The sequence below is a fragment of the Rhizobium chutanense genome, from assembly GCF_002531935.1.
GTDB classification, from domain to species: Bacteria; Pseudomonadota; Alphaproteobacteria; order Rhizobiales; family Rhizobiaceae; genus Rhizobium; species Rhizobium chutanense.
This window is the reverse complement of record NZ_NWSV01000002.1, coordinates 14394-31457: the sequence shown is the minus strand read 5'-3', so window position 1 is coordinate 31457 and position 17064 is coordinate 14394. Positions and strand designations below refer to the sequence as shown.

Below are 17064 nucleotides of genomic sequence, written 5' to 3'. Positions count from 1 at the left end.
CGGCCAGCCATTAAAGGATGTTTGACGTTTCCCGGCTAGGCTGGCGCCATCCATGAAGCAGGCACCGCCGTCCGCATGACGCAAGCTCCGTTACTTTCCATCGTCGCGCCTTGTCACAACGAGGAAGAAGGCCTGCGCGAATTCTGCCGCCGGGCCGCCGCTGCCGCGCAGAGCGTTGCCGGTGATGCCTTCGAGCTCATTCTCGTCGACGACGGCTCGTCGGACGGCACCTGGGAGATCATTTCGGATCTGGCGGCAAAAGTGCCTGAGGTGCTCGGTGTTCGCCTCCTACGCAATCACGGTCATCAGCTGGCATCGACGGCGGGTCTGTCCGTGTCGCGGGGCGAGCGCGTGCTCCTGATCGACGCCGATCTTCAGGATCCGCCCGAGCTGCTTTTGATGATGATGCCGATCCTCGAGCGTGGTGCCGACGTCGTTTACGGTCAGCGCACGCGCCGTGAGGGCGAAACCTGGTTCAAGCTCGCCTCCGCTTCGCTTTTCTATCGCGCGCTGTCCAAGCTCGCCTCCGTGACGATCCCCCGCGATACTGGTGATTTCCGGCTGATGCGCCGGCGCGTCGTCGATATCCTGCTGGCAATGCCCGAGCGCGATCGCTTTATCCGTGGCATGGTCAGCTGGATTGGCGGCAAGCAGGTGGCTCTCCCCTACGAGCGTGACGCCCGTTTTGCCGGCACGACGAAATATCCGCTGCGCAAGATGATCAATTTTGCGCTCGATGCGATCACCAGTTTTTCGACGACGCCGCTGCGTATGGCCACATGGCTTGGCATGATCAGCGCCGGTGTGGCGGTGGCGTTGCTCGTCTATACCTTCGTTCGCTGGCTGGAAGGCGAGACGGTCACCGGCTGGTCGTCGATCATGGCCGCGGTCAGCGCCTTCAGCGCCATCCAGCTGATCTGCATCGGCATCATCGGCGAGTATCTTGGTCGCCTCGTGCAGGAGAGCAAGAAGCGGCCGATGTTCATGATCGAGACGATCCTGCGCGGCAGCGAACACGCCGAGTTGTCGACAGTTTTTCCGGAGATGAGCGCCGGCGACAAGCGCGCTGCGCTGGATGCGGCCTTTGCATCCGGTGAGCCGCAGTCGCAAAAGACCAGCCGGATCGGATGATGGACCATATCGTCACGCCTGCTGCGGTCGCAGCCGATCCCGAGGAAACGATCGCCGGACAGGATTCGACCGCTGCGATCGTCGCTTTCGTCGGGCTTGCCGCGGCCCTGGTGATGCTGTTTCCGTTTCCGCCGGTTCTCGATTACGCCAATCACTACGCCCGGATCTGGCTGCTTTCGGGCGGGATCGGCGAACAGCCATTTCCGCAAATCTATGCGATCGACTGGAGCCGCACCTTCACCAATGTCGGGATCGACATTCTCGGCACTTGGCTAGGGCCGCTTGTCGGCCCTGACAGGTTGGCGCGGACGTTGCTTTTCCTGGCGATCGTGCTGCCGCCGCTCGGCGCGGTCAGCTTGCACCGCGCGCTTTTCGGCGGCCGGCACCACTGGCAGACCGCCATACTGTCGCTTGGCTGGTGCGCCACCATGATTGGCGGCTTCATCAATTTCCAGATCGGCCTTGGCATGGCGCTCGCCTTCGCCTGCGTCGACCTGCGACTGCAGGGCCGAAATCCCGCCATGCTTTTTGCCTGGCGTCTTGCAGCCGCGCTGCTGCTGACGGTGATGCACATCTTCTCGCTCGGCTTCTATATGGCGATCGTCTGCGGCCTCGAATTTTCCTGGCGCTTCGATATAGTGCGATCAAGGGCGGGTCTGTTCAGGCTTGCCGGCCGGCTGGCACTAGCGCTTGGCGCCTGCGCGCTGCCGCCACTCGTACTTTATCTGCGGACGCCGGCTTTGCCCGGTGGCGGTGGCGACGGCCTTGCCCTTGCCTGGAACGACAGCATCGTCCTGATCGTCATGAATTTGCTCTCCGCCATCGTGACCTATATCCCGATCGTGGATGTCATGCTGGTTCTGCCGCTGATCCTCATCTGCACGCGTGCCGCACGTGCCGGCGACATCCGCATTCATGCTGGGCTCGCCGTCGCCGCCTGCGGCCTGCTGCTGCTCTCCTGTGTTTCGCCTCGCCACATGCTCGGCACCGGATGGATCAGTTGGCGCTTTCCGATCATGACGGCGCTCGTCGCCATGGCGATGATGTGTCCCTTCGCCAATCTCACGCGCCGGCAGGCGATGTTGCTTGCCCTCGTCATCAATCTCGCCGTCTTCGGCCGTACAGGCTGGATCGGCTGGAACTGGTGGCTGGCACAGAAGGACGTCGCGGCTGTCGAGACTGTGCTGAAAAAGGTGCCGGCCGGTGCCGCTGTTCTGCCTCTGGAGCACGATGCCGAGACGACGATCAGCTTTGCCTACTCCAGCCGGTATTTTTTCATGAAGGAGGAAACTTTCTGGCACCTGCCGACGCTTGCCGTGCCCTTCTCGCATGCTTTCGTGCCGACGATCTTCACGGCAAAAGGCAAGCAGCCGCTATCGGTTCTGTCACCGTGGTCCGAAATCGCCGTTCCCGAGGGCAATCTGCTGTCCATCGGCGTGCTTTCATGCCCGGCAATGATGCAGGAATATAAGGGCTTCACGCCCTATCTGTCGGACTGGCGCAGACGTTTCGATTTTATTCTTGTCGCCAATGCCGATCTCCCCGACCGCACCGTCGGCACCTTCATGCCGACGGGCCTGAGACTGGTCGAGGACGCCGGTTTCGCGAAGCTCTATGCGATCGACAAGGCGACGCCGGCAGAGCCTCTCATGCCCCCCGCCGCTTGCGCTACGGCGTCATAAACTGTGGCTCTTCACGGAGGATTACCTGTGAAACGGGCATGATGGCGGCCGCCATACGGTTCGGGTTATCCGCTGATCAGCCGGGAAATTTCAGCGCCTTGTCATTGCGGCATTTGGCGAGCGCAAGCTGGCGGAAGGAGAGGATTTTGGTGATGCGCTCCTTCCCATCCGTCTCCACACTCATGCAGGCGCAGGCATAGCCGTAATTGCCGTTGGTTTTGACGTAATCGTGCTCGGAGATGTCGGGGATGAGCTCCATGCCGTCCACCGCGTCGGCGTCCTCGCCCTGGGTCATGATCGTCCAGGTATTTTCCGCGTCCTCCAGCCACCAGTTGGCGGGCGTCGGGTTCTCGAGCCAGCCGCAACGGGTCTCGGCGGCCTGTGCATTCGCCGCGATGGCAAGGGCTGCGGTTATCACCGCCATGGCGATCTTGTCTTTCATTGGTTTCCCCAGCCGTAGATGTCAGTTGTTGATCGCCGTGATCGCCCAATGACTTGCCTCGCAGGCGTCGTCCTCGCAGACCGCGCCCATCCAGACGGCGCCGCCGGCGAGCATAACGCCGTCACTGTTGACAAAGAGATCGCCATATTGCTGGCGCCCGACGGCGCTGCGGGTCTCCGGCGTTACCAGATCGTCGAAATTCTCGACGAAATCCTCGGCATTCTCCACATCGTAGGTCTCGCCATTGGCCTTGACGGTCAGCGGATATTCGGCAAGTCCTGCGATGGCCTCGGCATCGCCCGTGCGCATCGCCAGAACGAGTTGGCGCAGCGGCCGGTCGAAACCCGCGGCATCGCCATGCAGCTCCTCGATCTTGTTGTAGACCTCGTTTTCCGATTGCGCGAAGGCGCCGGAGGCGGCGAGGACTATTGTTCCGAGCAGGAGAAGGATAGGCAGGCGCGACATGAAAGGCTCCCGGCAAATGGCGTGGCGTGACATTATGCAATCGCCCGGAGCGCGCCTATCCAATTCTGGTGTCTCACCGAGGTTTCCCGTATAAAAAATCTGTCGGGGCCTTCTTGACGGCCTGACCGGTTTATCGCATAAACCTCACGAACCGTACCGTACGGTACTTATCTGGGAGCCATAATCGTGTCCGTCGATACCGCAGAGCCGAGCGAATTCTCGCCGCGCCAGAACGCTGTTCTGGAGCAGGCGCTGCGGTTGCTCGTCGACGGCGGCGAGAAGGCGCTGACGACCTCGGGTGTGGCGCGCGCCGCCAATTGCTCCAAGGAAAGCCTCTACAAGTGGTTCGGCGACCGTGACGGGCTCTTGTCGGCGATGATCGCCTATCAGGCGAGCAAGGTGCGCACCTTCGAGCGCAACGGCGAGCGGCTGACGGCAGCGAGCCTGCACGACCATGTCGTCATCTTCGCACGCGATCTTCTCGAAGTGCTCGCCGGCGACGTCTCGCTGGCGCTGAACCGGCTGGCGATCGGCCAAATCAACAAGACGGAGGCGAACCGCGACGGCTCGAAGCTCGGCAAGCTTCTGCTCGAACGCGGCCGCCGCCAGATCGACCGGCGCGCCATGGCCCTGATCGACGCCGGAAAGAGGGCGGGGCTCCTGCGTTTTACCGATGCCGACGAGGCCTATCACACGCTTTACGGCCTGGTCGTTTCCGACCTGCATGTGCGCATGCTGCTCGGCGAACCCGGCCTCAGGGATACCGCGCGCCAGGCGGAGAGGGCGGTGACCGCCTTCCTCCGGCTCTACGGCACGGACAAGGTTCTGGCGGAGATGCCGGCTCTCGGCTGACCCGCTTTCATGACAGTCAACAAGACAAGCACAAGGGAAGGAACTTCAAATGCGCGTCTATTACGATCGTGATGCCGATCTCAACCTCATCAAGGCCAAGAAGGTCGCCGTCATCGGCTACGGCTCGCAGGGCCGCGCCCATGCGCTGAACCTCAAGGACAGCGGCGCCCAGAATCTCGTCATCGCGCTCAAGGCCGGTTCGCCCACGGTCAAGAAGGCCGAGGCCGATGGCTTCAAGGTCATGACGGTTGCCGAAGCCGCCGGCTGGGCCGACCTGATGATGATGGCGACGCCTGATGAACTGCAGGCCGACATCTACAAGGCCGACATCGCTCCGAACATCCGCGACGGCGCTGCCATCGCTTTCGCCCACGGCCTCAACGTGCATTTCGGCCTGATCGAGCCGAAGGCTTCCGTCGACGTCGTCATGATCGCGCCGAAGGGCCCGGGCCACACGGTTCGCGGCGAATACCAGAAGGGCGGCGGCGTTCCCTGCCTCGTTGCCGTTCACCAGAACGCTTCCGGCAATGCGCTTGAACTCGCTCTCTCCTACGCCTGCGGCGTCGGCGGCGGCCGTTCCGGCATCATCGAAACCAACTTCCGCGAAGAGTGCGAAACCGACCTCTTCGGCGAACAGGTCGTTCTCTGCGGTGGTCTCGTCGAGCTCATCCGCGCCGGTTTCGAAACGCTGACCGAAGCTGGTTACGCGCCTGAAATGGCCTATTTCGAGTGCCTGCACGAAGTGAAGCTGATCGTCGACCTGATCTATGAAGGCGGCATCGCCAACATGAACTACTCGATCTCCAACACGGCCGAATGGGGCGAATACGTCACGGGTCCGCGCATCATCACCGAAGAAACCAAGGCTGAGATGAAGCGCGTCCTCAAGGACATCCAGACCGGCAAGTTCACCTCCGAGTGGATGCAGGAATATCGGTCGGGCGCGGCCCGCTTCAAGGGCATCCGCCGCAACAACGACAGCCATCAGATCGAGGAAGTCGGCGCGAAGCTCCGCGGCATGATGCCCTGGATCGGCAAGAACAAGCTGGTCGACAAGTCCGTCAACTAAACGGTTCCAGTGAAATAAAACGGGGAGGTCGGAGTGAAAGCTCCGGCCTCCTTTGCTATTGGTGCGTCTGTTGTCGAAGTTGGTATATTGGATCTGACGTGTTTGAAGCGATCATGCGGGTGGCAAGGAAGGACCTGGAAGACGGACTTGGAACCCTCTATCCTGCATTCCTGGAATATCCCTTCCCGTCGTCCCTGGACGCTTCGCCGCTGCGGGACGCCGAGAAATTTCTGACTGCACTCAAGTCCGCTCCTTTGCGCGAGATCCAGGCGGCGGAGTTGGCCGAGTATGCGGCAAGTGCGATAACGACAGTCGGCTCGGCCGATGATTTCAAGCATTTCCTGCCGCGTATCCTGCACTGTGCCGTCCTCAGCCCATCCTCGTATGGTTTCGAGCCGCCGATCATCGCTTCCAAGCTTTTATTGTGCGACTGGCAGCAATGGCCGATAGCCGAACAGGCGGCTGTCGCGAATTTTTTCTACTCGGCCTGGGCCTATAAGAGACTGCTGGATCCTGATTTCGATGCGTCGGCTTGGCACTGGATCGTGGCGATGGCAAGACTCGACCTGCAGTTCGAGGCATGCCTTGATCTGTGGCTGAAACAGCCGACGCCGAACGCTTTCATTCAGCTTGCCGATGCCGATCTTCAAAGTCTCTACCGGGGCAACGGTTTTTGGCAGGATGTTGCGCGGGAAAAGCGCGATCTTGCCCTTGAATGGTTCAAGGGGGATGTGATCGAGAATGCGTTCATCGGGCTGATCGATGCGATACCGCCGCAACGGCACTGGATTGTCGATCGCCTCCTCGATGAAATCAGAGAGTTGCGACGTCTGCCTCCTCGCATTGAGGTGCCGGCGTGAGAAAATAGGCGTGATGTCCCGCCGGCGCGAAAGCTCCGGCCTTTATTTTTGCGCGCGGATGGTGAGCCAGCGGGTCGGCTTGCCGTCATATCCGCCGCCGTCATATGGGCGGATGGCGATATTCCGCCAGCCGCCTTTCGTCAAAAGCTCCGAGAGCCATTCGGCGGAAGGATAGTTGTAGTAACGCCCGAAGTCGTCATGGCCTTCTGCTTCCCCGGCCTTGAAGCTCGCGTGAAGGAGGCCGCCGGGGCGCAGGGCGCGGCGGATGCGGGCGAAGACGTCGGGCAGTTCCGGCCTCGGGACGTGGAGAAGGCTCGCATGCGCCCAGACGCCGTCGAAGGTGCTGTCGGCGTCGAGCTCTTGGAACAGCATGACCCTGACCGGCCTGCCGATCAGCCGTTCCGCCTGTCTTGCCAGCTCGGCCGACCCATCGGTCGGCGTCACGTCGAAACCTTGCGACAGCATATAGGCGCTGTCCTGCCCGCCGCCGCAGCCAAGTTCGAGGATTGCGCCACCCGGCGCGAGACCGGCGAGGAAGGCTTCGAGCTGTTGCTTTGGCAGGCTGCGTACCCGATTGGCGTATGTTTCGGCGTTTTCCTCGTAAAAGGCGGAGGTCGTGTCATGAGGCATGCGGGCCAGCCGGTCGGTTGGATTGAAGGTGTCTGTCGGAAAGCCGGTCAGCGCCGATGATGTCGATCACGAGGATGCCGTCCGGTATTTCGCGGTAGAAGGCGACATGGCGCATGTGGAGGAGGCGGCGAAGCCCGGCGCCGAGCTCGTCGCACCTGTCTCCCATGGAGGGTACGCGTGAAAGAAGCACGAAAATTCTGTCCCAATCGAGAAGATAGGCATCCGCCTGCGCCTCGCCGAAATGCAGGCTGGCATATTCGTCGATGCCTGACAGTACGGCGTCCGCGGTTCGGGTCAGCCTATAGGTAGTTGTCACGCAGTTTCGCCTTCGTTTCCAACAGGATGTCGGCAATGCGCCGGTCGCTGATGCCGCTCTCCTCAGCCAGTCTCAGAATCTCACGTATTTCGTCGTCATCCAGCTTGCGATGGTCCTGGTCCTTAAGGATGAGTTCCGTCAGATATGTGCTGGCGCTGCTGTATCTGCCGCTTGCGACACGGCGCGCGACGTAATCTGCCAGGTGATCCGGAAGCGAGATCGTCATTTTCGCCATTGAATTCGGTGCCGTCCGCCCATGCTGGTATCAGCTGTCCCTGATGCCAGATTATCATTCCCCCGACTGTGATAAAAGCGTTAACCGCCGCCGTCGAGCACTTGGGTCACATGCGGGTCAGTCTTTTTTGTCGATGTAGAGGGCGCGCTCCAGGCCCTTGAAATGGGCATCGCATGTCAGGATATCGGCATTGTGGCGCTCCGCCGTCGCATAGATGATCGCATCGGCGGTTGCGAGCTTCAAGGCTGCGGATATTTCGGCGGCGCGGCGGGCGAGCGCTGTGTCGAGGGGAGCCACAATGCATCTGGCGGTATAGGCGATGAAGCCGTCGACGGCTTCGTCGTCCCTTTCGCGTGCCAACCATTTGGAAAGCTCGAGCTGGACGATCGTCGGCACGATACATTGATCGCGTGGCGGGATTTCAGCCGCCAGCCGGCTTCCCGCCACACTTTTCGTCAGCCATTCCACCCATGCAGAACTATCGACCACACGCATCAGAAGCGATCGTTCCGGTCGCGGTAGTTGTTCTTGTCCGCACCCTCGGCCATGCCGTGAAGGTCGGCAAGGGTGGGAACTGGCATCAGCAGCACGCCTTTGCCTTTCGGAATGAATACGAATTCCTGACCCGCCGCCCAGTGCTGCTCATCGCGCACTTCCTTCGGAATGGAAATCTGGAATTTTGAAGAAAGGGTTGCTGTCGCCATTCTTACTTTTCTCCTTCGATGGAGCAAATGTAAGAATTCGGTTGAAGATGGTCAATGGCGAGCAGGCGAGGTGGAAAGCGGCGCCCACCATGTCGGTGTTGGCGCCGCCTTTCGCGTGGAAGGTCTGAAGTTTAGGCCGTGACGAGGCGTGTCCAGCCGTGCTCATCGTTCGTTACGCCCTTCTGCAGGCTGACGAGCTGCTGGCGCAGTTCGCTGGTCAGCTTGCCGGTCTGTCCGTCTCCGACCAGAAACTCGCCGCCGGCATGTCGAACCAGGCCGATGCCCGCAAGGACCGCGGCCGTGCCGCAAGCGAAGGCTTCGACGAGCCTGCCACTGGCGGCATCCTCCTGCCATTCCGCAAAGGAGTAGGGACGCTGCTCCACGCGCAGGCCCTTTTCCTCAGCGAGCACGATGACGGAGGCCCGGGTGATGCCCGGCAGGATCGTGCCGCCCAACGGCGGGGTTACCACCGATCCATCGTTCATCACGAAGAAGACGTTCATGCCGCCGAGTTCTTCGACCCAGCGATGCTCTGCGGCATCCAGGAAGACGACCTGATCGCAACCCTTCTTCGAGGCCTCGGCTTGCGCCACGAGGCTGGCTGCGTAGTTTCCGCCGCATTTTGCAGCACCTGTCCCGCCGCTGGCTGCACGGGTGTATTCGGTCTCTACCCAAAGGGAGACGGCCTTCGCGCCGCCCTTGAAATAGGCGCCAACCGGAGAGGCGATGACGCAGAAGATATATTCCTGAGCCGGACGAACCCCGAGAAACGCCTCGTTGGCGAACATGAAGGGGCGGAGATAAAGACTGGCGTCGCCCGAGGGTATCCAGTTCTTATCGACTCGGACCAGTTCTTCGACGGCCTTCAGGAAAAGGTCTTCCGGTACCTCCGGCATTGCCATGCGGGCTGCCGACCGAGCGAAGCGGCGGGCGTTTTCTTCCGGCCGGAAGAGCAGAATGCGGCCGTCGTCGGCCTTGTAGGCCTTCATGCCTTCGAAGATTTCCTGGGCGTAGTGCAGCACGGCGCTTGCCGGATCGAGTTCCAGGGGGCGGCGCGGCGTCACCTTTGCATCGTGCCAGCCCTTGTCGGCCGTCCAGCGTGCCAGCACCATATGATCGGTGAAGATCTTGCCGAAGCCGGGTGTTTCCAGTGCCTTGATGCGGTCGGCGTCGGGAACGGGAGACTTATGGAATTCGATTGTGATTTCAGGAGAGGTCGACGTCGCGGTCATGCTGGCACCTTGATAGTCCATTGAATAATGGCGCGCACACTACTGCCCCCGGGCCGGTTTTGGAAAGGACTGAATCGGCCGGTTTCGGCTTTTGATCAGACGAATAGTCGCTTGAAGCGGCAAATTTTCACGCAACAGGCTGGGCCGTTTGCGTGAAACCTCCAACGTCTGCCCAATTGGCTGGGGCTTTCGAATGCCGGATCTTCAAACTTTGTCACGGTAACAAGAAAATAGGTCAGTATTGTTGACATAATTTCCGCCCCATGGTTTGTCGGCGGTATAGAAAATACGAGGAAACCTCCATGCTGAACTGGGACACCATGTTTGCGTCGCGCTCGTCGCGCATGCGCGCATCCGAAATCCGAGAGCTCTTGAAGCTTCTCGACCAGCCCGACATTATTTCCTTTGCTGGCGGCATTCCGGATCCAACGTTGTTTCCGGCCGAGGAATTCCAGCAGGCCTATGCCGATATTTTCTCGGGCCCTGCGGTCAATTCGGCGCTGCAATATTCGCTCAGCGAAGGCTACAAGCCGTTACGCGAATGGCTGGCTGGGCAGATGGGCGCGCTCGGTATTCCCTGCGAATTCGACAATGTCTTCATCGTCTCCGGCTCGCAGCAGGGGCTCGATTATCTCGGCAAGCTCTTCCTGTCGCCCAACGATACCGCGCTGGTGACCTGGCCGACCTATCTCGGCGCGCTGCAGGCCTTCAACGCTTATGAACCGGCCTATGACCAGTTGACGCTGAACGGCAACCGGACACCCGATTCCTATCGCGTTGCCGCGGCCGCTGCCGGCGGCAAGGTGAAGTTCGCCTATCTCTCCGCGGATTTTTCCAATCCGACCGGCGAAACGGTCGATCTCGATGGCCGCAAGAAGGTGCTGGCGCTCGCCGAAGAGCTCGACATCGCCGTCATCGAGGATGCGGCCTATCAGTCGCTGCGTTACGACGGTGATCCGATTTCGCCGATCCTGGCGCTCGAGATTGCCGAAAAGGGCCATATCAACGATACGCGCACGATTTATTGCGGCAGCTTTTCCAAGACGCTGGCGCCCGGCCTGCGCGTCGGCTTCATCGTCGCCAATGCGCCCGTCATCCGCAAGCTGGTGCTGATGAAGCAGGCGGCCGACCTGCATTCCTCGACAATCAACCAGATCGCGATCGCCAATGTCGTCGAGCGCGGATTCGAGACGCAGGTCGCCAAGATCAAGGCGGCCTACAGCCATCGCCGCGACTGCATGCTGGCCGCACTCGAGAAATATATGCCCGAGGGCACGAGCTGGACGAAGCCGGAAGGCGGCATGTTCATCTGGATCACGCTGCCGGAGGGCATGGACGGCGCCAAGCTTCTCGCCAAATCGCTCGAAACCGCCAAGGTCGCCTTCGTGCCCGGCAAAGCCTTCTTCGCCGACGGCTCCGGCGCCAACACCTTCCGCGTCAGCTTCTCCTGCGCCAATGAGCAGATGATCGAGGATGGGATCAGTCGGCTGGGCAAGCTGATTGCGGCGGAGATTGGTGGCTGAGTGAGAGGGCGGGGGCGGCCGGCTATGAAGCGAAGATTGATGAGAGCCGTCCCCACCCGCTGTCACATCTCCGGCAGGCCGGCCTTTCGGAAGCCGTCCACAAAGTGGTCTCGTACCGATGCATCGCGCAGCGGCTGGGAGCTGAGCCAATGGCCGATCGTGAAATGAGGGTGGGCGATCAGGAACAATTCTGCTTCTCGCCGCGCCTCCTCATGGTGGCCCAACTGCGCAAGCGTAGCCGCCAGGAATTTGCGTGAGTTGGTACGATACGTTTCTTCCCTGCGGAGTGTAGCTTTCGCCGCCTCATAGTCACGCGCGGCGTATTGGGCCTGCCCAAGATGACAGAGATACCAGCAGGCTGGATAGGGATTGAGCCGCAGAGCTTTTTCGATCTGCGCCAGTCCGTCGGCAACCCTGCCATCCAGCACTGACATGTCCGACATGGCGGCCCAGGTGTCGGCGTGGTTGGGGTCCAGCTCCAGGGCCTTGGCGAAGGCGGCCTCCGATTCCTCCCATCGCCGCTCATAAGCCAAAATGGTCCCCAGAACGTAACGGCAGCCGGCATCGTTGGGATCGAGGTCGACCGCCTTCTGCGCTGATGTCGTCGCCATCTTCCGGTTGGGATCTTCGGGCTCGCCGAAATGAGTCCAGGCAAGCCAACGGTTGTAGGCGAGCAGACCGAGCGCCTCGGCATATGATGGCTCGAGCTTGACCGCGCGTTGGAGCAATATATAGGCCTCACGCTCAGTTTGCGGCGACTCTTCCGTCAGGAGGCGGGCGCGCACACACAGGTCGTACGCCTCAAAGTTTTTCGGCCGATTGCGTGGCGTCGGGATGGTCAGCCGGCCGACAAGGGCTTCAACAATCTTGGCGTTAACCTCGTCCTGTAATTCGAAAACATCTTCCACCGTCCTGTCAAACCGCTCGGCCCACAAGTGCCCGCCGCCTTGCGCGTCGACCAATTGAGCATTGATGCGGACACGGCCGATTGCGCGTCTGGCGCTCCCCTCCAGGACGTAGCGGACGCCGAGTTCCTGGGCGACCAGCCGTACGTCGACCGGCTTGTCCTTGTAGCCGTACACGGAATTGCGCGCTATGACGAACAGGCCAGCCGTACGGGAAAGGTCGGTGATCAGGTCTTCGGTCATGCCGTCGACGAAAGGCGCGTCCGCTTCATCCCCACTCATATTCGTGAACGGCAGTACAGCGATCGAGGGAATTTCGGGCAGCGGCAATATGCTCTGCAGCGCATCCGGCCAATGCCACACGTGGACCGGGCGAGTGAGGTTCTTCAGGTAGCGTTCGCCTGCATCAAAGAAGAGGTCGTCGATCTTGCCGACAATCTCGCCGTGAACGCTGGCTGAAATGCAGATACCTCCCGGCGCGGCCTGCGTCTCGAGGCGCGCCGCGACATTGACCCCGTCGCCGAGGACGTCTGAACCGTCGTCAATGACATCTCCCAGATTGACGCCTACACGCAAAAGCAGGTGCCGGTCTCCGGAAGCCTCAACAGCAGTGGTGGCCCGTTGTATTTCCAACGCTGCTGCGACCGCTTCCACCGCGCTACCGAATTCGATCAAGAAGCCGTCGCCCACGACCTTGAAGATGCGACCGTTGTGACGCATCACAGCCGGCTCGATAGTGCCGGAACGGAGTTCCCTGAGGTTTGCCAGCGTTGCGACTTCATCTGCCTCCATCAGGCGTGAATATCCCACCACATCGGCAACGACGATGGCGGCAAGGCGACGCTGAAGAGATTGACCCGTCATGTGAGGACAAGCCTAATGACCGACTTCACAAGCTACTGCTCAACCGCGGGTGAGTCAACGAGCGGCAGAGGTTACATCCGATTCCCGGCACTGATAAGCGCCTAGTTCTATTCCGCGAAATGCACTTCCGGGTGAACCCGAACTGCAACTACCCGAGTCTGCATTTCTGGCTCGCCCTCCAGATGCGACCAGTCTCCTTCCGGCCGAAAGCGATCCTTGGTGGGAGGACGTTGCCTCACACTCCTTCTCGCCCGCCAGCCGGAACCCCAATCAAAAGATCGTCGTCCAGCCTTCGTTTGCCGTCTCGCTCTTGCCGTAGCCGACGCGGTCGGCGACGGCGTCTTCGCGGTTGCGCAGAATGATATCGCCGCCCTTGTTGGCGAGCTGCGGGCCGCCGGCTGCGGCGTCAAGCGCTATGGTGCGCAGCTCGCCGGCGGCAATCGTTCCCGACAGCGTCTGGGTTCGGCCGTTGTCGTCCTCCAGCTTCCAGCCGTCGAGCGATACCGATATGTCGGAGCGGTTGATGAGCGTCACCGTTTCGGCTTCCACGCCGCCTGCACCGTTCACCGGGTTGATCAGCGCGGCGATGATGCGCAGCGAGGAGGCGACGACCGGCTGCGGCCGGCGGGTGCCTTCGCCGCGGCCCTGGCCGCCGCTGCTGTCGGAAACGGGATGGCCGGTTGCGGCGTTGGTGTTCCAGCTCTGCGACTGGAAGCAGAGGAAGATCGCCGCCCATTCGTTGGTATTGTTGAAATGGACGAGCAGCGCGCCGTCCTGGTTCGGCGCATTGGTGGCCTTGAAGCTGCCGCCGTCGCCCTGGTTCATGTGGATATCGTGGATGCCGTTGCCCGGCTCGAAATGGAAATATTCGTCCGGCTTGTTGTTTTCAGGTCCCCAGGCCTCGCCGAAGGCATAGAAATGCACGTCGGTATCGGCGATGCCTTCCTGGACGATCGGCTCGATGAAATCGCGCAGATCGTTCTTCGGGCCGGAGAGCTGGAAGGGCGCGACATTCATGTCCTCGCGCTCGATCAGCCCGCCGCGGACATAGTCGATCGCCAGCTCCGGATGGTCCTTGCGGATGTCGGTCAGGCCCATCGGCAGGGCTTCGAGCGCCTCGGTCAGCGTCCCGTGCTTGAAATCGACGATGTTGGCATAGAGCAGGTCGTGCGGCGATTCCTTGGAGCGGACGTTGAGCGCGATGCGGTAGCTGACGCCGTTCGCCTCGATGCGGATCTCGATATGCGGATCGTTGTCGTCATCGAGCGCCAGCGCGCTCGCCGTACCCTTCAGCACCTTGTAATTCTTCAGCATGGCGAGCCTCCCTGGCGATGCGGGATCTCACGATAGCACTGATAAAGTGCATCTTTTGTGATGCGTCACTTTCACCGTGCATGCCGTAACTGCTTTATTGCTTGATATGCGGGCCGAAAAGCTCGAGATCGGCTTCACCAAACCTGTCGCTCGCCGTGTTCAGCTGGTGCCAGTAGGGATAGATCACCGGCGGCAGGCTGACGGCGTCGAGGCGCTTGCGCTCCTCATCCGTGAGCTTCAGTTCGGCGGCGGCGATGTTGTCGCGGAACTGCGCTTCGGTGCGCCCGCCGATGATGACTGACGTGACCGCCTTGCGGCCGATCAGCCAGGCAAGCGCAATTTGAGCGGCGGAAACGCCGCGCTCTTGCCCGATCGCGACCAGCGTCTCGACAATGTTCCACAGGCGGTTCTCGTCGCGGATCGGCGGCTCCGTCCAGCCGGCGAACTGGCGCGTGCCTTCGGGTGCCGCCTGGTTGCGGCGGTGTTTGCCGGAAAGCAGGCCGCCGGCGAGCGGGCTCCAGACCAGCACGCCGAGGCCCTGATCGATCGAGATCGGCAGCAGCTCGTATTCGGCGTCGCGGGCTTCCAGCGTATAGTGGATCTGCTGGCTGACGAAGCGCTGGTAGCGGTGCTCGTTGGCGATGCCGAGCGCCTTCATGATGTGCCAGCCGGAATAGTTCGAGCAGCCGACATAACGCACCTTGCCCTGCCGGATCAGGGTGTCGAGCGCTTCCATCGTCTCTTCGAGCGGCGTCTGGCCGTCCCATTCATGCACCTGGTAGAGGTCGATGACATCGGTCTTCAGGCGCTTCAGGCTCGCCTCGCATTCGCGGATCAGGTGGTAGCGCGAGAGCCCGCTGTCATTCGGGCCTTCGCCCATGCCGAAACGGGCCTTGGTGGCGAGCAGCACGCCCTGCGGCCGCTTGCCGGCGAGCGCTTCGCCGATGATATTTTCGGATTCGCCTGATGAATAGACATTGGCGGTGTCGATCAGGTTGACGCCGGCATCGATGCACATGTCGATCATCTTCTTGGCCTCGGCGGTGCCGAGATCGCCGACCATCTTTGCCCAGCCGACGCCGCCGAAGGTCATCGTGCCCATGGTCAAAGTCGAAATCTTGAGGCCGGAACGGCCGAGCAGACGATATTCCATTGAACTCTCCCTTGATCGAAATGAGATTGACGTAATACGGAGCGGCGGAATGGCAAGAGCTGTCTGCGTGAGCCGAGTAGCCAACAAAGTCGGTCAACACCTCTTTCGTTATGCTGGTCCCGAGCGTCTGCAACCATTGCAGCCAACGCTCCGGCGGCGAGTTTGGCTGGAACGCCAGCCCCGTTCTCCGTCGTCTTCGGCCTTGAGCCGAGGACCCATGCCGCGAGCGTCGGCGGGTGCTGTATGGATGCTTGGCTCAAGGCCAAGCATGACGGAGCAAGGGGCGGGCGGAAGGAACTATTCGCAGCGTAGACGACCGCCTCAGGAATGACATCATCAGGAAAACCAGGCAATGCCCGCGCCGAGCTGAACTGACTTAGCGAGGGAGCAAGCAGCTGACTTTTTAGGCTTCCTGTTCCTGTCTCAGACGCCGCGAAATGTCTTAAACCAAATAGAATCAATAATATGCATCTGTTCCATATTTTAACCAGACAGCGGTGGCACAAGGCCGGGGATGACGCCCGGTAACGAACAGAGGTTCGTCAACAAACTGCGCTCATGCTGATGCGGGCTCCCTCAAAATCCTGCACACGTTCAACTGGCTTTGCTGACGGCTTGCCGGATGGCCCGCCAGCTAAGGCGCCTTGTCACATGCCTGTCAACGACGCTTAATAAGGGGAGGGGTGACCGCAATGAGGATCCCTCCCATGAAAACGATCGTTTCCGCCGCTGCACTTCTTGCCGCGAGCTTCCTTGCCGTTCCGGCGTCCGCCGCAAACCTGGTTCTCTACACCAGCCAGCCGAACGAAGACGCGCAGGCGACCGTCGATGGCTTCATGGCTGCCAATCCCGATATCAAGGTCGACTGGGTGCGCGACGGCACGCCGAAGATCATCGCCAAGCTGCAGGCCGAGATCCAGGCCGGCAACCCGGTTGCCGACGTTCTGCTGATCGCCGATGTGGTAACGCTGGAGCGCCTCAGGGAAGACGGCAAGCTGCTCGCCTACAAGTCGCCTGAGGCAGCCCAGTATGACACTGCACTCTATGATGCCGAAGGCTATTATTATTCGACCAAGCTGATCACCACAGGCATCATGTACAACACATCAGCCGCGATGAAGCCTGCGAGCTGGAAGGACCTGACCAAGCCTGAGGCCAAGGGCCTCGTCACCATGCCGAGCCCGCTTGCCTCGGGTGCCGCCCTCATCCACGCCCAGACACTCGCCGCCGTTCCCGGCCTCGGCTGGGATTTCTACAAGTCGCTCGCTGAAAACGGCGCAATCGCTGCCGGCGGCAACGGCGCCGTGCTGAAGTCGGTCGCCTCGGGCGAAAAGGCCTATGGCGTGGTCGTCGACTACCTGCCGATCCGCGAGAAGGCCAAGGGCGCGCCGGTCGAGTTCGTCTTCCCGAGCGAAGGCGTATCCGCCGTCACCGAGCCGGTCGGCATCCTGGCGAGCACCAAGAATGCCGATGCCGCCAAGAAATTCGTCGATTACGTGCTCTCCGAAAAGGGCCAGGAAGGCTTTCTGAAGCTCGGCTATATCCCGGCACGCAACGGCATGAAGGTGCCGGAAGGTTTTCCGGCGCGCGACACGATCAAGGTGCTGCCGATCAAGGCGGCTGAAGCATTGAAGAATACCGACCAGGATCTGAAGACCTTCTCGGGTATCTACGGCTCGAACTGATC

The 17064-nt window shown here is 61.1% G+C and carries 18 protein-coding genes; 7 read left to right on the top strand and 11 right to left on the bottom strand.

The window, feature by feature from the left end:
* The first annotated feature begins 75 nt into the window (after positions 1-75).
* Together CO666_RS02600 and CO666_RS02595 are read left to right on the top strand one after the other, a co-directional pair.
* Positions 76-1131 carry a glycosyltransferase family 2 protein gene (locus CO666_RS02600; RefSeq protein ID WP_097610601.1) on the top strand — a complete coding sequence of 352 codons (1056 nt, stop codon included), beginning with the start codon at positions 76-78 and terminating at the stop codon, positions 1129-1131.
* The gene (locus tag CO666_RS02595; RefSeq protein WP_097610600.1) at positions 1131-2813 is read left to right on the top strand and encodes a hypothetical protein; all 1683 of its coding nucleotides are present in this window, start codon (positions 1131-1133) and stop codon (positions 2811-2813) included. The genes CO666_RS02600 and CO666_RS02595 overlap by 1 nt, the downstream gene beginning before the upstream one ends.
* A 76-nt stretch (positions 2814-2889) precedes the next feature.
* On the opposite strand, the gene CO666_RS02590 is transcribed toward CO666_RS02595, so the two are convergent.
* On the bottom strand, positions 2890-3255 hold the full coding sequence (locus CO666_RS02590; protein WP_097610599.1) for a DUF4087 domain-containing protein: 366 nt from the start codon (positions 3253-3255) through the stop codon (positions 2890-2892).
* 21 nt (positions 3256-3276) lie between these two features.
* Positions 3277-3720 (bottom strand): hypothetical protein, encoded by a 444-nt coding sequence (locus tag CO666_RS02585; RefSeq protein ID WP_097610598.1) that lies wholly within the window; start codon positions 3718-3720, stop codon positions 3277-3279.
* 171 nt (positions 3721-3891) lie between these two features.
* Here CO666_RS02585 and CO666_RS02580 point away from each other — a divergent pair, with 171 nt between their 5' ends.
* The 3 genes from CO666_RS02580 to CO666_RS02570 all read left to right on the top strand — a co-directional run bounded on the left by CO666_RS02580 (position 3892) and on the right by CO666_RS02570 (position 6501).
* Complete coding sequence (locus tag CO666_RS02580; protein ID WP_179869611.1) at positions 3892-4572, top strand: TetR/AcrR family transcriptional regulator C-terminal domain-containing protein; 681 nt, start codon at positions 3892-3894, stop codon at positions 4570-4572.
* A gap of 49 nt (positions 4573-4621) precedes the next feature.
* Complete coding sequence (ilvC, locus tag CO666_RS02575) at positions 4622-5641, top strand: ketol-acid reductoisomerase (protein ID WP_004668557.1); 1020 nt, start codon at positions 4622-4624, stop codon at positions 5639-5641.
* 98 nt (positions 5642-5739) lie between these two features.
* Positions 5740-6501, top strand: coding sequence for a hypothetical protein (locus CO666_RS02570; RefSeq protein ID WP_143540221.1), 762 nt, complete (start codon positions 5740-5742; stop codon positions 6499-6501).
* Positions 6502-6543: 42 nt separating this feature from the next.
* Here CO666_RS02570 and CO666_RS02565 read toward each other — a convergent pair whose 3' ends face one another.
* The 6 genes from CO666_RS02565 to CO666_RS02540 all read right to left on the bottom strand — a co-directional run bounded on the left by CO666_RS02565 (position 6544) and on the right by CO666_RS02540 (position 9618).
* Positions 6544-7131 (bottom strand): class I SAM-dependent methyltransferase, encoded by a 588-nt coding sequence (locus CO666_RS02565; protein WP_097610595.1) that lies wholly within the window; start codon positions 7129-7131, stop codon positions 6544-6546.
* A complete protein-coding gene (locus tag CO666_RS02560) occupies positions 7121-7447 on the bottom strand; it encodes a type II toxin-antitoxin system RelE/ParE family toxin (RefSeq protein ID WP_097610594.1) in 327 nt (108 codons plus the stop codon). Before CO666_RS02560 ends, CO666_RS02565 begins: the two co-directional genes overlap by 11 nt.
* Positions 7431-7682: a ribbon-helix-helix domain-containing protein gene (locus CO666_RS02555; RefSeq protein ID WP_097610593.1), complete on the bottom strand. Its 252-nt coding sequence runs from the start codon at positions 7680-7682 to the stop codon at positions 7431-7433. The genes CO666_RS02560 and CO666_RS02555 overlap by 17 nt, the downstream gene beginning before the upstream one ends.
* A gap of 117 nt (positions 7683-7799) precedes the next feature.
* Entirely contained in the window at positions 7800-8177 is a 378-nt protein-coding gene (locus tag CO666_RS02550) for a type II toxin-antitoxin system VapC family toxin (RefSeq protein WP_097610592.1), read from the bottom strand.
* Complete coding sequence (locus CO666_RS02545) at positions 8177-8386, bottom strand: AbrB/MazE/SpoVT family DNA-binding domain-containing protein (protein ID WP_097610591.1); 210 nt, start codon at positions 8384-8386, stop codon at positions 8177-8179. Before CO666_RS02545 ends, CO666_RS02550 begins: the two co-directional genes overlap by 1 nt.
* Positions 8387-8517: 131 nt before the next feature.
* Complete coding sequence (locus CO666_RS02540) at positions 8518-9618, bottom strand: branched-chain amino acid aminotransferase (RefSeq protein ID WP_097611014.1); 1101 nt, start codon at positions 9616-9618, stop codon at positions 8518-8520.
* Positions 9619-9920: 302 nt separating this feature from the next.
* On the opposite strand from CO666_RS02540, the gene CO666_RS02535 reads away from it, so the two are divergent.
* Entirely contained in the window at positions 9921-11141 is a 1221-nt protein-coding gene (locus CO666_RS02535) for an aminotransferase-like domain-containing protein (protein ID WP_097610590.1), read from the top strand.
* A gap of 62 nt (positions 11142-11203) precedes the next feature.
* On the opposite strand, the gene CO666_RS02530 is transcribed toward CO666_RS02535, so the two are convergent.
* The 3 genes from CO666_RS02530 to CO666_RS02520 all read right to left on the bottom strand — a co-directional run bounded on the left by CO666_RS02530 (position 11204) and on the right by CO666_RS02520 (position 15377).
* Entirely contained in the window at positions 11204-12910 is a 1707-nt protein-coding gene (locus CO666_RS02530; protein ID WP_097610589.1) for an adenylate/guanylate cyclase domain-containing protein, read from the bottom strand.
* A gap of 270 nt (positions 12911-13180) precedes the next feature.
* Positions 13181-14224: a DUF2278 family protein gene (locus CO666_RS02525; protein ID WP_097610588.1), complete on the bottom strand. Its 1044-nt coding sequence runs from the start codon at positions 14222-14224 to the stop codon at positions 13181-13183.
* 94 nt (positions 14225-14318) lie between these two features.
* Positions 14319-15377 carry an aldo/keto reductase gene (locus tag CO666_RS02520; protein ID WP_097610587.1) on the bottom strand — a complete coding sequence of 353 codons (1059 nt, stop codon included), beginning with the start codon at positions 15375-15377 and terminating at the stop codon, positions 14319-14321.
* 707 nt (positions 15378-16084) lie between these two features.
* On the opposite strand from CO666_RS02520, the gene CO666_RS02510 reads away from it, so the two are divergent.
* Positions 16085-17062, top strand: coding sequence for an ABC transporter substrate-binding protein (locus tag CO666_RS02510; protein ID WP_097610586.1), 978 nt, complete (start codon positions 16085-16087; stop codon positions 17060-17062).
* Positions 17063-17064 lie beyond the last annotated feature (2 nt).

Coding starts and splice junctions, on each gene's coding strand:
- CO666_RS02525 (WP_097610588.1), bottom strand. CDS start 14,224: ATGCTGAAGAATTACAAGGTGCTGAAGGGTACGGCGAGCGCGCTGGCG.
- CO666_RS02550 (WP_097610592.1), bottom strand. CDS start 8,177: ATGCGTGTGGTCGATAGTTCTGCATGGGTGGAATGGCTGACGAAAAGT.
- CO666_RS02565 (WP_097610595.1), bottom strand. CDS start 7,131: ATGCCTCATGACACGACCTCCGCCTTTTACGAGGAAAACGCCGAAACA.
- CO666_RS02585 (WP_097610598.1), bottom strand. CDS start 3,720: ATGTCGCGCCTGCCTATCCTTCTCCTGCTCGGAACAATAGTCCTCGCC.
- CO666_RS02595 (WP_097610600.1), top strand. CDS start 1,131: ATGGACCATATCGTCACGCCTGCTGCGGTCGCAGCCGATCCCGAGGAA.
- CO666_RS02540 (WP_097611014.1), bottom strand. CDS start 9,618: ATGACCGCGACGTCGACCTCTCCTGAAATCACAATCGAATTCCATAAG.
- CO666_RS02555 (WP_097610593.1), bottom strand. CDS start 7,682: ATGGCGAAAATGACGATCTCGCTTCCGGATCACCTGGCAGATTACGTC.
- CO666_RS02520 (WP_097610587.1), bottom strand. CDS start 15,377: ATGGAATATCGTCTGCTCGGCCGTTCCGGCCTCAAGATTTCGACTTTG.
- CO666_RS02510 (WP_097610586.1), top strand. CDS start 16,085: ATGAAAACGATCGTTTCCGCCGCTGCACTTCTTGCCGCGAGCTTCCTT.
- CO666_RS02545 (WP_097610591.1), bottom strand. CDS start 8,386: ATGGCGACAGCAACCCTTTCTTCAAAATTCCAGATTTCCATTCCGAAG.
- CO666_RS02530 (WP_097610589.1), bottom strand. CDS start 12,910: ATGACGGGTCAATCTCTTCAGCGTCGCCTTGCCGCCATCGTCGTTGCC.
- ilvC (WP_004668557.1), top strand. CDS start 4,622: ATGCGCGTCTATTACGATCGTGATGCCGATCTCAACCTCATCAAGGCC.
- CO666_RS02600 (WP_097610601.1), top strand. CDS start 76: ATGACGCAAGCTCCGTTACTTTCCATCGTCGCGCCTTGTCACAACGAG.
- CO666_RS02590 (WP_097610599.1), bottom strand. CDS start 3,255: ATGAAAGACAAGATCGCCATGGCGGTGATAACCGCAGCCCTTGCCATC.
- CO666_RS02535 (WP_097610590.1), top strand. CDS start 9,921: ATGCTGAACTGGGACACCATGTTTGCGTCGCGCTCGTCGCGCATGCGC.